This is a genomic window from Halalkalibacter oceani, from assembly GCF_023715605.1.
Taxonomy (GTDB): domain Bacteria; phylum Bacillota; class Bacilli; order Bacillales; family Bacillaceae_D; genus Halalkalibacter; species Halalkalibacter oceani.
The window spans coordinates 31,038-49,681 of sequence record NZ_JAMBOL010000024.1 but is presented as its reverse complement, the minus strand read 5'-3'; the positions used below and the strand labels follow the sequence as shown (position 1 = coordinate 49,681).

Genomic DNA, 18,644 nt, shown 5'->3' with positions numbered 1-18,644 from the left:
ACGAGTCCTCCTTGGTTACTAATTTAAGGGTCCATTTTTGCTTCGAAGCTTTGGACACCTCGTATAATACCAAGAGGGCTCTTTTTTGTTCAATCCTCAAATTTCTTCATTACAGGAATGCTCCTTAAGAAAAGGGGTCTTTTTTTTGATCGATTAACAGACCTAAATCTTCATCGTATTCACATCTAATTATGCAAAGCCCTTTTATTAAGGGGAATTCCCCCAAAAGCTCTTTTGCTTTAAATGGATTTACTCCAACTGTAAATTGCTCAATTTGACGGCGTGCCTTCCTTTTGATCGCTTTAACTTGATTCTTTTGCTTGGTCTGTTTTGTTGCTTGTTCCCATTCGTGAAGCGCATCTTGAACTTCCTTACTTCCTATATATCGTTCCGGAATAGCTTGGACTTGTTGAATGTCTCGTAATAGTTTCTGTGCTTCTAATTTCTTCGTTTCATATAAAGGGCGATTCTTCAGCTCTTTCAATGTATCATCAAATTGTTGCTTAAAGTTTGACCCCTGAAGAGCCTCTTCATTATAAAGCTCCTGAATCATAGCATGCTTTTTTGATTCTACTAACAATCCTTGCTCCAACTGAATTAACCTTAAACTGCGCTGATAGATTTCTTCGTGGTAGACCGACCCTACGCCACTCACCTCTTTTGCCATCACATGGATATTTACCGCCTCGATAGGCTTTGTTCCTTTACGATTGCAGCGACCAAATCGTTGAAACAAGCTATCTAAGGTAGCCATTTCCGTATATAGTCGATCGAAATCAATATCAAGACTTGCTTCAACTAATTGGGTTGTCACCCAAATACCTGCCCTTTCACTATTTGCAAAAGCTAAAATCTCTTTCTCTTTTTTACGTCGATCCTTTTGAATAAACCGAGCATGCAACAGCCAAGACTCTTCGTTCAAAAGATGAATTTGCTTAAAAACCTTTCTTGCCTGATCCACCGTATTACAAATCACAAGTACTTTATTCATCTCACCTGCCCGAGCAATCTCTTCAACTGCATCAAAGATCGTTTCTTCTCTTACATGAATATGATGCCTCTTAACCTCGTCATCAATAAACTCCTGATAAACTAGAGGACGCTTCGAAGAACTCAATTCACGTTCTAAAGCTTTAAAATAGAAATCTGGGAGAGTGGCTGTCATAATCAAGAAAGCACCTCCGAGCTCATCCAATAAAACCATGGCACGAACAAGCAATGCAGCGATCCGGGGATCGTATGCTTGCAACTCATCGATAATGACTTTTGCCCCCACTACTGTGGCATACTCCTTTTCAAATCCAAGATAATAAAAGGGAAATTTCAACACTTGATCAATCGTCGAAATAGTCAACTTATTAGCAAACTCCCTTGATTGTGAATGCATTTTTTCCAATGCCTCGTCATCAGCTTCTCTACGATCATATAAATAATCCAAGCTAGTAGAATGTAATAGCCCCGTTGCTTCCTCTATCCCTTCTCCTCCAATCAAGCTAAAGCCTATATTCTCATTCGAAGTCACTCGTTCATACATAGCATTAATGCTTACTCGTAAAGGTAACGTAAAAAATCCCTTCTCTTTGCCTAGCCAGAGTAGACCAGCTTCTGTTTTGCCCATACCCGTTTGGGCAACAACAACAAGATGCTTATCTTGATTCTGTTCAGTGAAATGCTGCAATGGTTTTTTTCTTCCCTCAAACTTTTTATTGAAAAACTGATTTACATGGTCAACAACATTCATTTCTAGCCCCACCTCTATAGGTACATGTGCTGAAGCAGCATGATCAAGCCGATGGAGTAGCCCCTTTAGCAAAACATACCGCCTAAATAATTCCGGTTCATATTCACGAATTCTTGCCTGATGCTTTACCTGTTCTAATCGAGCTGACCGTATACTCGTTTCAAGCGACAATTCCATTTCAGCTTCCAATTCTTCGCGAAATGGCAGGATATTATGTTCATAATTCGAAGCAGCTTCCTCATTATTAGGATCCTGCCCTCTCTCATGATGATACGCTATAATTTGCATCAGTAGCTTTTGTTCTTCCTTGAGAATACCTAATCTCTTAAAAGGAATGGCTAAAATAGACAGAAAGTTATGTTGAACATTAAACTCTGACTTGACTAAAAGAAGCGGCTCCCCAATCACCTTACGAATTTTATTTTGAAAAAAAGTATCTGCTTTTCCTATATCATGATAAAGCACCGCAATTCGTAGCAGTTCCCAATCTCGATCATCAAGGGGCAAACGATGATAATAGATTTTTTTAAGAACAGAATACCGTTTCAATAGTTCTTTTGTGTGCTCTTTTATTGTCTCGATCGGACTTGACTTTGCATAGAATTTCATAATTGTCCTCCTTAGACCTATAGTTTTCAAAAAAAAGAAGCCGTGATAGACTTCTTCTTTTTAACTTCAGGAAGGAAATAAAAGACAACTCCCTTTTTCATCAAATAACAATTCCTCCTCTGCATTAAGTGTATAGCCCTTTTGTACATAACCGACTGCAATCTTATCCCAGATTCGGACATTATCAACAGAACGATAGGTCCAATTCAATTTATATGGAAAATAGTGACCTTCATTTAACAGTTCTTTGGGAACATACGCATTATAGGGGAGAACGACATCTCTGTCTCTTTCCTCTGCAACAGCTTCCACCAATTCACATTCATCTATTCGAACAAGATCCTCCCAGCGTCCCAAACTTAGGTGAGTCGTGGCAGACAGGAGCTGCTCCTGCAAACGTTGTAGCACTGCTTCCGTTGCCTTTACATGAATTAATAATGTAACATCATACAGCAAATGCATATAGATTGGCATTGTCGTGATATCACCCTCTAAACCCCGATCAAAGCCAAGACCCTCTGCTGTCAATGTAAACTTGTCTGTTTTATCACTTTTAAAAAAATAGTGCGTTTGATAATCTGTTAATAACGTATCGTAGCTCCCCTGAATGCTTAACTTCATCGGTATTAACGATGTTGCATTGAGCACGGCATGGAGCATGCCTTTCACCGTCGAGTATGGAGGCAGTGGATACGTTTCGGAGACTTTAAAGGCAAACGGCTTTTTGTAACATGCAGTCTGCTGATAAAGTTTTAGCCGTAACACTTTCATCAGCTATTTACTCCAAAATAAGCACTAACTTCCTGCTTCAATCCAGCAAAGAATTCCTCGACAGAACCAACTTTCCCCTCTGCAGCTAGCGAAAAGTCGACTTCATTAGCAAATAAACCCGGTATAAATCCAATGTGAGTAAATTCACCAATCACCTGATTTGCAAATGTTGTTTTCGCTACATCGACCAATGCGGCTATATTCAATTTCCAACTTTTTATGCCTTGTTCCAACTGAACTCTCCCAAGAAAGAACGGATTCGCTGCCGGATACACACCACCAATAACAAATAAAGGAGATAGACTTTCCTGACGTCCACGAATGTTACGGTTCAACAATTTGATCACTTCCAGAAATTGATGTAGACGTTCCACTTTCTCATCGTTTGATAAGACGACATCACGATCCACACCTACCTTGTCCAAATCAACAGTTACTGTATATGCGTACAAACTCTCGTGTTGCTCGATATTTGCCAGGTTAGGTGCTTCATCAATACGCTCTGCCAAGCCCATATTATTCAGAAATTCGAGGTCATGACGATATGGTTCTAACGAAATAGCGTGGGACAAACGAACTACAGCTGGTCGTTTCTGCGATTTTTTCCCTGTTTTTAGATAACCGAATAAATCCATTTCAACCGAATCGGCAATTGATAGATCTTCTCTAAATTGCAAAGTCCCTTTCGCCTTATCAACCGTGTCTAAATTCCATTCAAACCATTCATTTCCTAAACGCACAATATCATATCGAATACTCTGACGGGATGCAAACGTATAAACATCCCCGTTACCCCGATGAATTTTTTTCAATTCAGATACATTGGCAATGCCTTCGCCGTAATTTAATGAATTTGCTTTAAAAATAGCTGTAAATGTAAGTGCTTTACCCATTTTCTTGTCCTCCTTCTTGTTTTCGTTCTTGATTTAATAAACCAGCTATAAAAGCACTGCCAATTGTTTCAAAGTCCAGCCCTTCTTCCTTATAGGTTTCTGTAAAAATGGATGGAATCGATAAATCAGCCGCCATATGAACACGAAAGATCGTATCCATAAAAGCCGATGTATTACCAGCTTTAAGAGCATTTAATAAACGATACGCAATGCCCTCTGCTTTTTTTCCACCGCTTGCTCGATACAGCTCTTCACTTCCAGGTCGACTCTTTATCATTGCCGCACGCAATGCCCTTCCCCGAGTATAAATAAAATGTATCTTCTTATCTTGATTAACCATGTTTTCAGCTCCTTTTCTCGCTTCTATAATTCTCCAACGCTCTTGCGTTGCAATATAGGCTCCTTTGGCATGCCACGATTCGTTCACTGCGAGCCGTAAATAATCAAACACGACTCGTTTTGGATCTTGTCCTTTTAACACAGTACGAAGAAATTCATCTTTTAGCTCACGATGACCAAGCTTACTGATTACCTTTCCATGAAGCGATAAATACGAAGCTAAATACGGAGGCATATGATAATAATCCAATAATGTTTTCTTGGTTGTATAACTAGAATAGACTTCTACAAACAAGTAGGAATGAGTTAGCTTCTGTGCTTTATCGGTTACTTCCTCTAATAAAGTAGCTACGGCTTCACCAAAGGAGTTTCCCTTTTTTTGTCTTAAAGTTTGATAGGTTTCATTCTCTTTTACTATTAGTGGAAAAGGTTGCTGAGACAGAAGAATTCCAGCAAAACGTAATGTTTCATTTGATAGTTGAGAACCAATTCGTCTCGTATAAAATGCAAGCCCAATGGGAACTAAAAATAGCAAGAGACGTGCAAGTGAGCTGATTGGAACCGGATTTTTTCTATTAAACTCCCAATTGAAATTAACTGCCTTATCTTTTGAAAGAGCCAAAGGAGAGAAAATCATCTCTTCAAAAGACTGAGTCGCAACCATGTCATAAATAAATGAGCAAGGAAATGACTCAGCAAAAAAAGCTTGAATTTCTGGGCCTTCTCTTTTCTTTAATTTTTTGTACCAGTCTTTAAAAGGCTTATATTCTTGATTACGCTCTAAATATCCTAAAATAGCTTGTCCCTCTGTTTGTCTTGTTATTTGTTCATACAGTTCTAATTCCATTTTTGCCGGATAGGTAAAATCCCGCTCAAGCTGGTAGATATGTTCTTCTAATGATTTTGCATTAAAAACAGGCTGAAAGAAACTCGGTTGACCAAAAAAAGGAGATAGAATAACAGCTTTTACGTAGTTTAGTGTAAGTTTCTTATCAATAAATGGTGTAGACATTATCCGTCGGTAGGCCTGAACAGCTTCCTCCACTTTTTCTGCATTCTCATCTTTTTTCACTAACTTCAGTGCCTCAGTAATCTCGTTCAATTCTTTACATTCTTTGGAAGTGGGGAAATACTTCTCTACTTTCTTTAATTGCTCATTCATCATTTTTCGAACATCTGCTGCATATTGCTTCGCTTTTTCAGGCTGTCGTTTCAATTGCGATGTATACCAGCTCATCCGGCCGACATCTCTTTCAACAATGCTAAACGTCTTTAATAAATAAGAGAAGTAGCGCTCAGGCAATTGCTCAATATGGTGAGAATGAATCGTCACCCCCGTTTTGGTGATCATCTGTTCATCTTCTGGAAATAAACGGACAAGACCAATCAGCCCAGCTGTAATCATCCAATCCTCGGCTTCAATTTGAATAATAGCCATTTGCTCACCCCTCTCTTATAATGTCCAGCAAGCCAAAGCCTTGGGAAGTCCGTTTACCCACTCCCGATTGATAAAGAAGCTGCAAATCCTCTGGATGCCCATCTAATCGTAATTCTCCTTGGTATGCGGTGTAAGTTAAAAGTTCCCCCTCTGTTTCTTTTCGCAAAGTTGAATTAGATTCTTTAACTACAACTTTACGCATGCGAATGGGTTCGATCATTATTGGTTTATATGCATTCCGTCCACTTAACTCTTTAATTCGCAAATTGGCATAATAGGAAAACTCCTTCCGATAACTTTCATCTTCAAGATGGACAGGCTTCCCATGACGATTTTCAATCAAGATTGGTGACAAGGTACGGCAGTCAATAGAAGAGCTGGATATCTCCCATTCCTTTACCATTCTCACTCCGAGCATTTTCCAAGCTCCCCTCCTTGTTTGATATTCCCGAATCAACTGGATCCCATTAAATAAATGAAGCATATACTCTATATCTGAAGAACTTATTGTCACAGACATTTGGTCTAATTCAATTTCGTCTCGCTGAATGGTAAAGTTTTTCAAGAAAACTGAGTAGGAAAAAGGCTTCATTTTCCCCTCTCCTTCTTCATACAATCTTTTAAAATAGGTTTCATCTCCTTTTTTTATGGCCTCCTTTAAAAAGCTCAAAACAACAAACCGATAAGCGATAGGAAGAGATGCTACTTGAAAGTTAATTTGAATTCGCATTGATTCACCTCCATCATGCAGAAGAAATTTCTTAATTACTCATTATTTTAAGAGTAATTTGACACCTTGTGTCAGATGTTTAAAATTTTCTGCAATTATTTTTTATACTTTTCGAACTGCCGGAAATACTCGTCTACCAACTGTTGGCGTACCTCTTCTGGTTCCAATATCTCCGCATCAAGACCAAATGATCGAATCCAACGAATAAATTCTTTTTTACTTTGCACAGTTGCTTTCAACAAAATTGTCCCATCGTCGTGTTCGGTGAGTTCTGTTTCTGTATAAAACTGTTGCTCTTTTATATACCGAGATGCTAAGGACTTGAATTTTACAGTGAAGGTTGTCGGTCTTTTGTCATCAGCAAAGATTGACCATCGATTTGAGAGGTAATCATTTATATCAAAATTACGGGGAATTGAAAATGTTTTATCCAGTAAAGTAGCCGTCGCGATACGATCAACTCTAAATATACGGATATCTTTCCGCAACAAGCATTTTGCTATCACATACAAATGTCCTGATCTTGGTAGAATGTAATATGGATGAATCACCCGTCTAGAACTTTCATCTCGAGAAATAGCATAATAATCAACCTCCAGTGCTTTATTTTCAAAAACTGCTCTTAGAAGACTAGGCATAATGTGATTACTAAAGTTGCTCTCTGCTTGATCATGAATTAAAATTCTTTTTCCTAAGTGACTGCTTACTTTCATTAACTTTTCATTTGTACCAGTGATCGTAAGGGCCTTCAGCTTCTCAATTCCTTTTTTATACGCGTTCATTCCTTTCTGATCTTGAAGAGCCTGCGTACTTCCCAAAAGTGCTGGATAAACCGTTAATGCCAAAAGTTCTTCTTCTGAAAACAAACGATGTGGCTGAGCAGGTTTCTGAATGAGTTTATACCCCTCTTTGCCTTCGGAAATAAACATAACACCGATTGATTCAAGCGTCCGCATATCTCGATAAATACTTCTAGTCGACGTATCGCAATAATGAGCTAATTCTTTTGCTGTTATCGTTTCACGTTCGGTCAGTAGATTCAGAATCATCAATAAACGTTCAATCTGACGAATTTTGCGAGGCGCCATTTCATCATTCCTTTCTTCCAAAAGAATCAGTATAAATTTTATTTGAATTCATTATATAATACACAACTTTGGTCGTAAATACATTTTCATGTAATTATCGGTAAATTATGATAACTTTCTCAACTTTATTAAACAATCAGCCTTGACTCCTACTTATATATTGCTTTAATCTGAATTAAATTAGATCCCTCCAAAATTGCAGTAAATCATTTTTCATGTTAACTCAACGTACCCCTTTATTTATCATGCTTACAAGTTTATTTATAATAATTATAAATACGCAACTAGAGACTTACAGCAAAACAAATAAACCTTATGATTTCTATGCTGCTGCAAAACCCTTGAAAACAGCGGGTTTTGAGAGGCTCAATTTCAAGCCTTTTATCTGAACGTAGTGGGTTATAAAGGATGCCATCTGGTAGAGGTCCTTTTTTGATGGAAGTCTTTTATCTGAACGTAGTGGGTTATAAAGGATTTTGTAGCAAGATCAGTCCGACCGGGTCGCGGTCCTTTTATCTGAACGTAGTGGGTTATAAAGAAGTCATCCCGTTCATGGAGGTGGAGGTTGCATGGACTTTTATCTGAACGTAGTGGGTTATAAAGACAGAATGAAGCCGAAACAGAACCGAGTGAAGAGGCTTTTATCTGAACGTAGTGGGTTATAAAGTGTAAAGCCGAGCATTTCTCCCAATCCATAAAATGCTTTTATCTGAACGTAGTGGGTTATAAAGAATAAAATAGGCCAAGACGTGATGTCCTGCCCTGTCCTTTTATCTGAACGTAGTGGGTTATAAAGCGGAATAGGATCAACGAGAATATTTATTTGCCCTGGTCTTTTATCTGAACGTAGTGGGTTATAAAGATGTTTGGCGTGGCGTACATTTGCACGCTGTGCATTCTTTTATCTGAACGTAGTGGGTTATAAAGGAAATTGATTTGTTAACCGACTGGCAATATAACGATCTTTTATCTGAACGTAGTGGGTTATAAAGCTTCCTCATTTTCATTCATTTACCATCACTTCACGCTTTTATCTGAACGTAGTGGGTTATAAAGAGAATTAAAGGATAAGTTTGGAAGTGATACCAATAAAAACTTTTATCTGAACGTAGTGGGTTATAAAGAGAAATCATCAGAACCCATTATTCTTTTCTGTTTGTCTTTTATCTGAACGTAGTGGGTTATAAAGCCACAACGTTTTACCGAACTCAATCATTACATCACCGCTTTTATCTGAACGTAGTGGGTTATAAAGCGTGAGAGACTAAGCGATTCGGCTCGAAAGAGATGCCTTTTATCTGAACGTAGTGGGTTATAAAGGCGGTTGCAATACGTGCGACAATTGCGGCGCGCAGCCTTTTATCTGAACGTAGTGGGTTATAAAGGAAGACATCCGACGCGGCGTACTAGAGCACGGCATCCTTTTATCTGAACGTAGTGGGTTATAAAGCAAAAGAAATAGAGATATTGCGGAGATGTTAGGGAGACTTTTATCTGAACGTAGTGGGTTATAAAGATGGAGGCAAGAGATACAAAGAGAAGCGCGAAAGTTCTTTTATCTGAACGTAGTGGGTTATAAAGGGGAGAGATCGCCTTCATCGACCATTTTCGAAATCCTTTTATCTGAACGTAGTGGGTTATAAAGACCTTGATTTTATTGACACGGACATTGAGACAATCTTTTATCTGAACGTAGTGGGTTATAAAGTTAACAGATGAATGATATTCACCATTAACATAAACTCCTTTTATCTGAACGTAGTGGGTTATAAAGAAAGACAATCATCTTCGTTCGCGGGCGGAACTGTTCCTTTTATCTGAACGTAGTGGGTTATAAAGGCGCTCAAGCTAACAGCAGGCGAGAAGAAAACACGCCTTTTATCTGAACGTAGTGGGTTATAAAGCAAGAGCAAACAAATATTGAAACAAAGCGACGAAAATCTTTTATCTGAACGTAGTGGGTTATAAAGGGCGCGTAAGGAACTTAAAGAGGCTAAAGAGCATACTTTTATCTGAACGTAGTGGGTTATAAAGCAGGATTGAGTGGCACCTGATGTGAGACTTCCTCGCCTTTTATCTGAACGTAGTGGGTTATAAAGGATTCTGGTTCAAGTAACATAACACCTACGTTGATTCTTTTATCTGAACGTAGTGGGTTATAAAGCCGATACCGGCAAATAAATGCAGTGCTTTGTATGTTCTTTTATCTGAACGTAGTGGGTTATAAAGTTCGTTGAAATAGAAAGACGGCAACATGGCTTCAGCTCGCTTTTATCTGAACGTAGTGGGTTATAAAGGGGATGAACTTAACTGAATTAGTAACAATGTTACGACTTTTATCTGAACGTAGTGGGTTATAAAGGATAATTTCATGATAGCCGCCGGTAATCCAGCCAAGCTTTTATCTGAACGTAGTGGGTTATAAAGGAAGGGGATATTGATTTTGAATTAATGTCGCAACGCTTTTATCTGAACGTAGTGGGTTATAAAGTTTACTCCCTTTAAGATTGAATTTTGCATTGTCGATCCTTTTATCTGAACGTAGTGGGTTATAAAGCGGAATGTACAAGGCATAAAGAACAAAGATTTAATCGCTTTTATCTGAACGTAGTGGGTTATAAAGGTGGAGGGTTTTTTCATTTGTCGCTAGGAAAACATCCTTTTATCTGAACGTAGTGGGTTATAAAGGAAGAGATCTGATCGCCTTTTCTACTCATTTTATCAATACTTTTATCTGAACGTAGTGGGTTATAAAGCATTAAGAAGGCCGACAAGACTTTTTCGGTTGAATCCTTTTATCTGAACGTAGTGGGTTATAAAGCAGGAAATCGGTACTTTTCATAAGAAATACGTAAACCTTTTATCTGAACGTAGTGGGTTATAAAGGACAAGGACTGATAGAGGGCAGGGACAACTTTATCCTTTTATCTGAACGTAGTGGGTTATAAAGAGGCGATGGGCTTCAAGCTGGCCGTGGACAATCAGCCTTTTATCTGAACGTAGTGGGTTATAAAGCGAGAAGAGTTTTATGAAGAAATAAGAGTTTATGTTGCTTTTATCTGAACGTAGTGGGTCATAAAGAATGTAAGCAACTTATCATAAGAGTCAATATTATCCTTTTATCTGAACGTAGTGGGTTATAAAGTCTAACTCCTAATGACACAGCAAGTGCGAGCATCAACCTTTTATCTGAACGTAGGGGGTTATAAAGTCAAAAAAGTAAACGATATAGGATAACGGAATCAACTTTTATCTGAACGTAGTGGGTTATAAAGGCAAGAGCGGTTTTGTTCCGTACCTCGAACATTTTCCTTTTATCTGAACGTAGTGGGTTATAAAGGTGGTAAAGTTTAAGGAGGATAGAACATGGTTGATATTCTTTTATCTGAACGTAGTGGGTTATAAAGAAGCATGGAAGGACTTAAAGGACGCTTTCGGTGTAGCCTTTTATCTGAACGTAGTGGGTTATGTAACAGGGAATTTTTCAACTTTTATCTGAACGTAGTGGGTTATAAAGGAGGGTCAAACAGTGAAAGGTTGTAAGGTGCGTTATACTTTTATCTGAACGTAGTGGGTTATAAAGAAGTGTTTCCCAATTCATACCGAAAAATCCAAATAACTTTTATCTGAACGTAGTGGGTTATAAAGATGAAAGAGGCGACCCTCCCTTTAGTTAAAGCGCGGCTTTTATCTGAACGTAGGGGGTTATAAAGGGTGGAGAAATCAAAAGGTCGTGACTATGACTATTTGCTTTTATCTGAACGTAGTGGGTTATAAAGATGTCTCTCGCATCGACAAACAGCTCGTACCGATCCACTTTTATCTGAACGTAGGGGGTTATATATATTGGATTTCTCTTTCAACTAAATACAGTGCAATAAAAGGATGATATAATAGATGATATAAAAAACAATTAGATTTTATCTGAACGTAGGGGGTTGTAAAGAAAGATTCAGTGTAAGGCTCAAATCTCTATCTGAACGTAGTGGATTATAAAGCTGACATATTCAGAACTTTCAATACGGAAAAAATTCTTTTATCTGAACGTAGTGGGTTATAAAGCCGACAACGCGGGAGATCGGTCAGATTGTAGGGCACTTTTATCTGAACGTAGTGGGTTATAAAGGTTGATAGCTCCTTTAATAATAGCATTTTAGCATTTTTCTAATAACATATTCACTTTTCAGGATTTGCTTTTTCCTCAACTAAATGCTAATCTTTTCTTTTTCATTTTACATGTTGAAGCCGAGGATAAATTATCGTTTTGCTATCATCCCTTCAGCAAACTTCATCATTTTTATCTTACTATTAAGAAGCCTCTTTCCCCCTCTCCTCTTACGATAGCAGAAACTCCTCACATATGATTAAGGACTTTCTGCTTATCTGTCCCTATCATAGCTACATCTTAATCGATGTGTCGATATGATGGTCATATTTACAGGTGAATTTCCCGACGAGGAAATTTGTTGGTATGTAGAAGTTCACCCTTTCTCCAAATGGCTTCATATTAGAATCTAACTTGAAAGGCTAATGTCAATGTCTTCCTGGATTATTAAGCTTTCAGGGAGCTGTTTTTTAGGTCTGTAGGTTCTTTTCAATATGAAGGGCAACATATTCCGCATCCTTTCCGACACCGCATATTAAAGCCGAGCCGCGCTGGTGCTGCCATGGCAGGCCGAGGAAAAAGAGACCCTTTACGCCTGTCACGCCGCGCTCATGCTTTGGTTGCCCGTCGGCTGTTAATATTCCGTCGATCTGAATCCAGTTATAATCAGGAACAAAGCCCGTTGCCCAAATTATAGTTTTGACTGTCAGTTGCGTGCCGTCGTCAAAAGTAGCGAGCTGACCGACGACATCTCTCACCCGGGGTTTTTGGATCACCCGCCCGGCCTTGATTAATTTTTTTAATTCCATTCCAAACACTGGATCATTTTTCTTTTGAAACCATCTTCCTCGTTTTGTATCGAGACCGGCGTATAATAGACCGCTCTTTTCAAGCCAATGGAAGATACTTTGCCCGAAAAGCCGGAGCGGGAGAAAGCGTATCGGAGCAGAAATAGCATGAAAAACGTCCCGCTGTTCCTTCGCTAATTCGACGGCGATTTGCGCGCCGGAATTGCCACCGCCAACCACGAGCACAGTCCCTTCAGACAGATCGGCTGGCGACACATACTCCGAGGAATGAAGATGGACGGTTTCTTCCGCGGTACTGGTAATGAGCGGCGGAATATAGCGCTTTTGAAAAGCGCCGGTCGCCACCACTACTTGCCTGGCGTATATGATCTTTTTATTCGTTGCAATGCGGAAAACGTTATCCTCGAATTCAAGTTTATTAACGGCGATGTTCAGCTCATAAGGTAGCTGAAAGTGGGAAACGTATGCTTGTAAATACGCCGCCATTTCTTCCCTGGTCGGATAGCTTTCCGGGTCTCCTTCCATTTCCAAACCCGGAAGAGAGCTGAATCGTTTAGGCGTAAATAAGACGAGTGATTTATAGCGAGAAAGCCAGGATTGGCCAATTTCAGCACTGGAATCAATCATCAGATGATCAATTCCTTTCGTTTTTAACTTCTGGCTCATCGCAATTCCAGCCTGTCCCGCTCCAATAATGATCACTTCATATACGTCTCTCATAACCATACCCCCTTACCGTATTATACGTGATAGAGACAGATAAAGGGGGAGAAATTGTTCAAAAAAGGGGCAGGGGAAATGGTTGCTACCTTTTGCCCAGCCCCTTAAGCAATGTGCAGAACTGCCACGCTCTTGTAAAGCCATTGCCACTAGCTCAAAGCTAGTTTTGTCTCAAGCTCTTCTCTTTTTCTTATCGCAATGCTGCCAGGTCAAATTCCGGGACGAAGCCTTCCTCTGCCGCTCTGCCAAGTAATGCCTCGACAGCGGCATAGCCCGCTTCACCTAGATCGGCCGTAAACTCATTGACGTATAGATCAATGTGAGACTGCGCCACTTGCGGTGAAAGCTCCTGGGCGTGCTCCATCACATAACCCTTTGAATCCTCTGGATGCGCCCAAGCATATTCAACGGACGCACGCGCCCACTTGGCAATCTCTTCTCTATTAAGAGAGCGGTGGGCAATAATCGCCCCGAGCGGAATCGGCAGGCCGGTGTCGTCTTCCCACCAATTGCCGAGGTCAGCGAGCTGCTTCAAGCCATAGTCCTGAAATGTAAAACGGGCTTCGTGAATGACAAGTCCGGCGTCAATTTTCCCATCACGTACCGCCGGCATGATTTCATGAAACGGCATTACGACAATCTCACCGACTCCGCCCGGTACCTGCTGAGCCGCCCATAAGCGGAAAAGCAAATAGGCTGTGGAACGCTCACTCGGCACAGCAACTCTCCGACCGGAAAGAGCTGCCGGTCCGGCCGACTCTTTCGTCAGCACGAGCGGACCGCAACCTCTTCCAAGCGCCCCGCCGCACGGCACAAGCGCATAATCTGACAGCACCCACGGAAGAGCTCCATATGAGATTTTCAGCACTTCCGGTCCTTTGCGTTCGGCTGCCAGCTTGTTTGTAATGTCAATATCAGCAAACGTTACGTCGAGCTTTGGCGCACCTTCAATCAAACCATGCGCCCAGGCATGAAAAACAAATGTATCGTTCGGACAAGGGGAATAAGCGATTTTCATTTGATAACCTCCATAAATGCTGCGCTGGCTTGCTCTAAAACGGCCAACGCCTCTTTAATTCGCCACGCATCGCGGTCACGTGGGCCCACAAGATTTGAAATCGTCCGGATCTCCATTACTGGCAAAGCAAACTGAGCAGCCGCTACCGCCACGCCGTAGCCTTCCATTCCTTCGGCAGCAGCCCCATCTACACGCTGCGCCAAAACCCGGGCACTTTCTGCTGTCCCAGTTACGGTGGAAAGAGTCAGAATCGGGCCGGAGTGAACCGGCAGCTGTTTTTCTCTCAGCCTCGTGACGAGCCGGCGGCTTAGCATGTGCTCTGTTTCGATCACCGCGGTGGTTCCAAGCTGCAAATGATCGATGCTGATAAAGCCTTCCGCCGATTCTGTCCCGAGATCAGCGGCGATGATCCTGTCTGCGACGACAATCGAACCGACCCCGGCCTGGCCGGAGAAACCGCCGGCTATCCCGGCGCAAATGACAAGGTCATAGCTTGCCTGCGCCAGTTCCCGTGCCGTGCTGGCAGCGGCGGCCGCTTGTCCAACCCCCCCGGTGATGACCGTTATTCCACTGTCTCGTCCAAAGCCCCGCTCGACAGCTTCTTTTTCCGCAGCCACTGACGTCACGATTAGGCACCGCAGCGGCTTCTGCTTCTCGTTCATAGTTTTTACTCCTTTACCTTACAAGCCTTTACCATTTTAAGTGTACTCCAATTACGTTGCGCTTGGCTAGTATCGCTGCTTCTTTTTGCCCACTGCCGGATGAAACTGAGCGTAGACAATCTGGAACATAAATGGAAAGAGAAGCACAGGCACGAAAAGAAGCATATAGCCCGTCAGCAACGCACAAGCCAGCATCATAAAGAAAAAGACGACCGCAAACCAATAAAATCCTTGCAGCCACCTATTGCGCGCGCACCTTTTACCAAAAAAGAAGATTAGAAGCTTCTTCATCAAACCACCTCTTTTCCCGCTGAACAAAAACAGCCGCTAGACTTGAATCACCTAGCAGCTGTCTGTTTTTTATTGATAGACTTCGTACTCAACCTCGTATTGCTCCGCCAAGGATTCCATTTCAGCGATGTATTGATCAATCTTCGCCTTCCCTTCCTCTAAAAGAAGGTTCGCTTCCTGAATGACCTCTTCGCTTCCTTGTTCAACACCCTGCAAGGAGAGCCGCATCGAATTGCGTTGCATCTGGGCCCCTTCCACAAATAAAGAGTGGACCTTGTGGAGTTCCTCCGATTCCGGCTCAATGCTTTCCAGCCTTTGCACAAATTGTTCATACCTCGGCAGAACTTCCTCCACCATTGTGTGATAGAACGTCTCGTCATCGACGTAATTACTGCCCGTTACACTGCTAAGATGATCAACCGCTTCCTCCTCCAAGCTGTATATCGGATTAACTTCTTCATTAACATAATGAATCATTTCTTGTTTCACAGGGGTTGAACACCCTGCCAATAATACAAGACTCAGACATAAAAATAACCGTTTCATTCCTGTCTCCTTCTTCATTATCTCTTAAAGGTCGAGATCATGGCCTTTCACATATTCCTGCTTAAATCTCGGATATACTTTTCTTCGCAGGAGGATAAATACACCGATCATCGGCAACGTAACGCATAAGCCGAAAAGCACGTAAAATCCGTGAATAAAGGCCATGATGATGTAATAGAGCGAATAGAGAATTAAGATTGCATAAAGAAGAATAAACAAAAGATTAAACATCATTAATGAAGCGTACTTCGTTTTCTTCTGCTTGGCGTCCGTTTGCTTGTAAGGACCGAGGCATTGCTTCACCTCGGCAATCGCATCAAAAACAGGCTGTAGCAACATATTCACGGTTTAACTCCTCTTTTCAAAGACTTCTTTCAAGCGTTCGCGTAAAAGCAATTCCCCTGCGGTTTCCAATCCCTTAAAGACCACTGCTTCAATTTGGTCGCGATTAAAAAACACATTCGTCTCGTTGGACAGATGGCCCTGTGGATAAGGACAAGCGACGTAATCCCAAATCTTCTGCTCTTCTCCTTGTTGTTCTTGCTTTCTTCCATAAATCATTACGGCCTGATCAAGGAACTTCACCGTCACAACCGAGCCGATCGGTAAAAGCTCTCCTTCGTTAGGGAGGGTTAATTGGTTGATTTCTTCTGCCATCATTTTCTCTCCTTTATCACCTATTACGCGTACTATTGACTAATCCTCAATCTGTCTTTCAAAGCTTAGTCCTAATTTGACGCCGATCACAAATCGCAAATCGAGCATCGTTTCTTTTCCTATTTTCGCTTCTCCCCCGATGCTTCCACCAGAGGCCCCGGCCGTCACCTTTGCATTCCAGTCGGTGAACGGAATTGGTAGAATCCCGCTGACATCCCCTTCGATGACAGCCGCTTTCGCTGCTACTCCGACAGAGGCATTGTCGACTCCGGCATAGCCTTTTGCCGTTAGGATCTTCGCATCGCCCTCAACTCCGGTGCGGCCTATAACCGGAATGTCACTATCGGCCTGAACTCTCGCATGATGCCTCAGCACAGTACCTTCCGCTTTGACAATTGGAAAAATCGACGGGCCGCCAATGCTTGCCTTCAACTCGGTATCAGCCATTCGCTGTGCATACGTGCCGTCAACAATACTCGTATCCAAGTCAAATCCGGCATACACGCCTGTAAATTGTGAAGACCCGCCAATCGGCAAGTCGGAATTGTGAAAGCCTTCGGAAATTCCAGTCCAGTTATGATCATAATACCCTACACCACCGGCCGCACTAAATCCGCCTCTTGGCTCACTTTCATTCCCGATAAGAAATTTCCGGCCCTCCTCCTCATCTTCCACCTTTTCCGTCATCGTCGGACGCGGACAGCTCATCATCGTCGAATACAGCTGCCATCTGTATTCCTGTTGGTCGGCATAGCGGAGGCCCGCATAATGCATATATAGCGAATCCGTCCAGTATGGGTGATTGATATCCCCTCCGTTAAAAGGCGAGAACGCAGAAAGCGAATAGAGATCCTTTGTTTTATTCTGCAAATTCGTTAACAAGGCAGAATACGCCAGATTCCGTTTCACCTGATTCGTTAAGAAGGCAAGAGAATGAACCTTACTCGTAAAAATGGCCTCGACCTGCTTGACGTACTGGGTCATCAGCTGAATATCTTTTCCGACGCTCGTCAACGCCTCGGTCTGCTGCTGGTCAAATTGATACAGCTGTTCAACCGTATCCTCCGTATGGCGCTTCGCTCTTCCAGCTTCTAGCAAAACCGGTTCATCATTAACATCCGGCAAGGCTACAATGTCACGCACGCGGCGAATCGCCTGATTGGCGTCATTCGTTAAGCTCATCGTGACGGTTTTCAGCTGTTCGATTCCTTGCGATACTTCCTGCTCCAAATAACTTTGCCGAATAAAGCCCTCCTGTGCAGGCTCCAATGCCTGCAAGGCAGCTTTCATTCGTCCCAGCACGCTTTCATATTCAACGGCAAACGCTTGAAAAAAAGCGAGGAAAGGGAGATGACAATCCTGGTAAAAAGACCGGATCGCTCCTCCCCCGCTGCCTGTAAAAGAATCATCTAAATGGATCACCGCTTGAATGTTCAGCTTCACTTGCTGCAGCTGCTCTTTTTGGGAGGAAAGCGTTTCGATCACTTGATCAATTCCATTGTGTAATGCATCTACATCCAAGGTTTTCATTGAACTGCCGGCTCCCTCCTACTTATCGAATAGAAGAACTGATTTGATGGTCTGTTTCCCGCATCACTTCCAACGATTGTCTCGTACTCTCTATATTTTTCAGGACGAGCATTTGATACTGCTCAATGACCAGCTGCAGCTCGGTTGAGAGTTCATTTAAACGTGTGACAACATCAAGTACATTTCCTTCGCCTATGGAAGAAGGATAAGTCCCATCGACCTGCTGCACGGCACTTTCGACCTTCGCCAGCTCCTGTTCCACATCGCTGTAAAGAATTTTAATTTCTCCGCTCATCGGCTCACCACTTTCTTATCATCTGTTTATTGGCTTGCTGCGGCTGCTTTGGCCGCTGCAATTGCCTGTTTAATTGCGACGATTTCCTGCTCGGTTCGTGTGATTTTATTAGCTACAAGCTGCAAAATATGACTGAATTGGTTTGTATGAATATCCTGATAGCTCGGGACAATCGCGCCTTCACGGATGGTTTCAAACGCTTGAGCCAACGTTCCGGCCCACGTATTCGCGGAAAGCTCGGGCTCTAAACAAATTGTCTCCTGACTGTAGAAATCCTGCCGGCAACTGTTCAACTCATTTTGGCAAATTCTGAGCCGGGATAGCTCCTCCTGTTTTTGTCTTAAACGTGCATATAAGCCTGCCAAAGCCATTTCATTTCACCCTTTCCATGGAAAAGTCCGT

Annotated in this window: 16 protein-coding genes and 1 CRISPR repeat array; all 16 genes read right to left on the bottom strand. The window is 41.9% G+C overall.

The window, feature by feature from the left end:
* Positions 1–124: 124 nt before the first annotated feature.
* The 16 genes from cas3 to M3202_RS17920 all read right to left on the bottom strand — a co-directional run bounded on the left by cas3 (position 125) and on the right by M3202_RS17920 (position 18,613).
* On the bottom strand, positions 125–2,350 hold the full coding sequence (cas3, locus tag M3202_RS17995; protein WP_251224638.1) for a CRISPR-associated helicase Cas3': 2,226 nt from the start codon (positions 2,348–2,350) through the stop codon (positions 125–127).
* 66 nt (positions 2,351–2,416) lie between these two features.
* Positions 2,417–3,121, bottom strand: a complete 705-nt coding sequence (cas5b, locus tag M3202_RS17990) for a type I-B CRISPR-associated protein Cas5b (protein WP_251193889.1) — start codon at positions 3,119–3,121, stop codon at positions 2,417–2,419.
* Positions 3,121–4,014 carry a type I-B CRISPR-associated protein Cas7/Cst2/DevR gene (cas7i, locus tag M3202_RS17985; RefSeq protein ID WP_251193888.1) on the bottom strand — a complete coding sequence of 298 codons (894 nt, stop codon included), beginning with the start codon at positions 4,012–4,014 and terminating at the stop codon, positions 3,121–3,123. Before cas7i ends, cas5b begins: the two co-directional genes overlap by 1 nt.
* Complete coding sequence (gene cas8a1 / locus M3202_RS17980; protein ID WP_251224637.1) at positions 4,007–5,791, bottom strand: type I-B CRISPR-associated protein Cas8b1/Cst1; 1,785 nt, start codon at positions 5,789–5,791, stop codon at positions 4,007–4,009. Before cas8a1 ends, cas7i begins: the two co-directional genes overlap by 8 nt.
* 4 nt (positions 5,792–5,795) lie before the next feature.
* Positions 5,796–6,521: a CRISPR-associated endoribonuclease Cas6 gene (cas6, locus tag M3202_RS17975; RefSeq protein WP_251224636.1), complete on the bottom strand. Its 726-nt coding sequence runs from the start codon at positions 6,519–6,521 to the stop codon at positions 5,796–5,798.
* 95 nt (positions 6,522–6,616) lie between these two features.
* Complete coding sequence (locus tag M3202_RS17970; protein WP_251224635.1) at positions 6,617–7,609, bottom strand: helix-turn-helix transcriptional regulator; 993 nt, start codon at positions 7,607–7,609, stop codon at positions 6,617–6,619.
* Positions 7,610–7,987: 378 nt separating this feature from the next.
* Positions 7,988–11,016: a CRISPR direct-repeat array (repeat unit 29 nt; unit sequence CTTTTATCTGAACGTAGTGGGTTATAAAG).
* Positions 11,017–12,184: 1,168 nt separating this feature from the next.
* Positions 12,185–13,243: a flavin-containing monooxygenase gene (locus M3202_RS17965; RefSeq protein ID WP_251224634.1), complete on the bottom strand. Its 1,059-nt coding sequence runs from the start codon at positions 13,241–13,243 to the stop codon at positions 12,185–12,187.
* A gap of 190 nt (positions 13,244–13,433) precedes the next feature.
* Positions 13,434–14,261: a 1,4-dihydroxy-6-naphtoate synthase gene (locus M3202_RS17960; protein ID WP_251224633.1), complete on the bottom strand. Its 828-nt coding sequence runs from the start codon at positions 14,259–14,261 to the stop codon at positions 13,434–13,436.
* A complete protein-coding gene (locus tag M3202_RS17955) occupies positions 14,258–14,923 on the bottom strand; it encodes a futalosine hydrolase (protein WP_251224632.1) in 666 nt (221 codons plus the stop codon). Before M3202_RS17955 ends, M3202_RS17960 begins: the two co-directional genes overlap by 4 nt.
* Positions 14,924–14,989: 66 nt before the next feature.
* A complete protein-coding gene (locus tag M3202_RS17950) occupies positions 14,990–15,214 on the bottom strand; it encodes a hypothetical protein (RefSeq protein ID WP_251224631.1) in 225 nt (74 codons plus the stop codon).
* Positions 15,215–15,283: 69 nt separating this feature from the next.
* Positions 15,284–15,760, bottom strand: a complete 477-nt coding sequence (locus M3202_RS17945) for a hypothetical protein (protein WP_251224630.1) — start codon at positions 15,758–15,760, stop codon at positions 15,284–15,286.
* Between the two features lie 24 nt (positions 15,761–15,784).
* Positions 15,785–16,105: a hypothetical protein gene (locus M3202_RS17940; RefSeq protein WP_251224629.1), complete on the bottom strand. Its 321-nt coding sequence runs from the start codon at positions 16,103–16,105 to the stop codon at positions 15,785–15,787.
* Positions 16,106–16,108: 3 nt separating this feature from the next.
* The gene (locus M3202_RS17935; RefSeq protein ID WP_251224628.1) at positions 16,109–16,417 is read right to left on the bottom strand and encodes a DUF4176 domain-containing protein; all 309 of its coding nucleotides are present in this window, start codon (positions 16,415–16,417) and stop codon (positions 16,109–16,111) included.
* 39 nt (positions 16,418–16,456) lie between these two features.
* On the bottom strand, positions 16,457–17,947 hold the full coding sequence (locus tag M3202_RS17930; RefSeq protein WP_251224627.1) for an LXG domain-containing protein: 1,491 nt from the start codon (positions 17,945–17,947) through the stop codon (positions 16,457–16,459).
* Positions 17,948–17,969: 22 nt separating this feature from the next.
* Complete coding sequence (locus M3202_RS17925) at positions 17,970–18,242, bottom strand: YwqI/YxiC family protein (protein ID WP_251224626.1); 273 nt, start codon at positions 18,240–18,242, stop codon at positions 17,970–17,972.
* Positions 18,243–18,268: 26 nt separating this feature from the next.
* Complete coding sequence (locus M3202_RS17920; protein WP_251224625.1) at positions 18,269–18,613, bottom strand: DUF5082 domain-containing protein; 345 nt, start codon at positions 18,611–18,613, stop codon at positions 18,269–18,271.
* Between the last annotated feature and the right edge of the window lie 31 nt (positions 18,614–18,644).

Coding starts and splice junctions, on each gene's coding strand:
- cas3 (WP_251224638.1), bottom strand. CDS start 2,350: ATGAAATTCTATGCAAAGTCAAGTCCGATCGAGACAATAAAAGAGCAC.
- M3202_RS17935 (WP_251224628.1), bottom strand. CDS start 16,417: ATGGCAGAAGAAATCAACCAATTAACCCTCCCTAACGAAGGAGAGCTT.
- M3202_RS17930 (WP_251224627.1), bottom strand. CDS start 17,947: ATGAAAACCTTGGATGTAGATGCATTACACAATGGAATTGATCAAGTG.
- M3202_RS17960 (WP_251224633.1), bottom strand. CDS start 14,261: ATGAAAATCGCTTATTCCCCTTGTCCGAACGATACATTTGTTTTTCAT.
- M3202_RS17920 (WP_251224625.1), bottom strand. CDS start 18,613: ATGGCTTTGGCAGGCTTATATGCACGTTTAAGACAAAAACAGGAGGAG.
- cas7i (WP_251193888.1), bottom strand. CDS start 4,014: ATGGGTAAAGCACTTACATTTACAGCTATTTTTAAAGCAAATTCATTA.
- cas8a1 (WP_251224637.1), bottom strand. CDS start 5,791: ATGGCTATTATTCAAATTGAAGCCGAGGATTGGATGATTACAGCTGGG.
- M3202_RS17950 (WP_251224631.1), bottom strand. CDS start 15,214: ATGAAGAAGCTTCTAATCTTCTTTTTTGGTAAAAGGTGCGCGCGCAAT.
- cas5b (WP_251193889.1), bottom strand. CDS start 3,121: ATGAAAGTGTTACGGCTAAAACTTTATCAGCAGACTGCATGTTACAAA.
- M3202_RS17945 (WP_251224630.1), bottom strand. CDS start 15,760: ATGAAACGGTTATTTTTATGTCTGAGTCTTGTATTATTGGCAGGGTGT.
- M3202_RS17965 (WP_251224634.1), bottom strand. CDS start 13,243: ATGAGAGACGTATATGAAGTGATCATTATTGGAGCGGGACAGGCTGGA.
- M3202_RS17970 (WP_251224635.1), bottom strand. CDS start 7,609: ATGGCGCCTCGCAAAATTCGTCAGATTGAACGTTTATTGATGATTCTG.
- M3202_RS17925 (WP_251224626.1), bottom strand. CDS start 18,242: ATGAGCGGAGAAATTAAAATTCTTTACAGCGATGTGGAACAGGAGCTG.
- M3202_RS17955 (WP_251224632.1), bottom strand. CDS start 14,923: ATGAACGAGAAGCAGAAGCCGCTGCGGTGCCTAATCGTGACGTCAGTG.
- cas6 (WP_251224636.1), bottom strand. CDS start 6,521: ATGCGAATTCAAATTAACTTTCAAGTAGCATCTCTTCCTATCGCTTAT.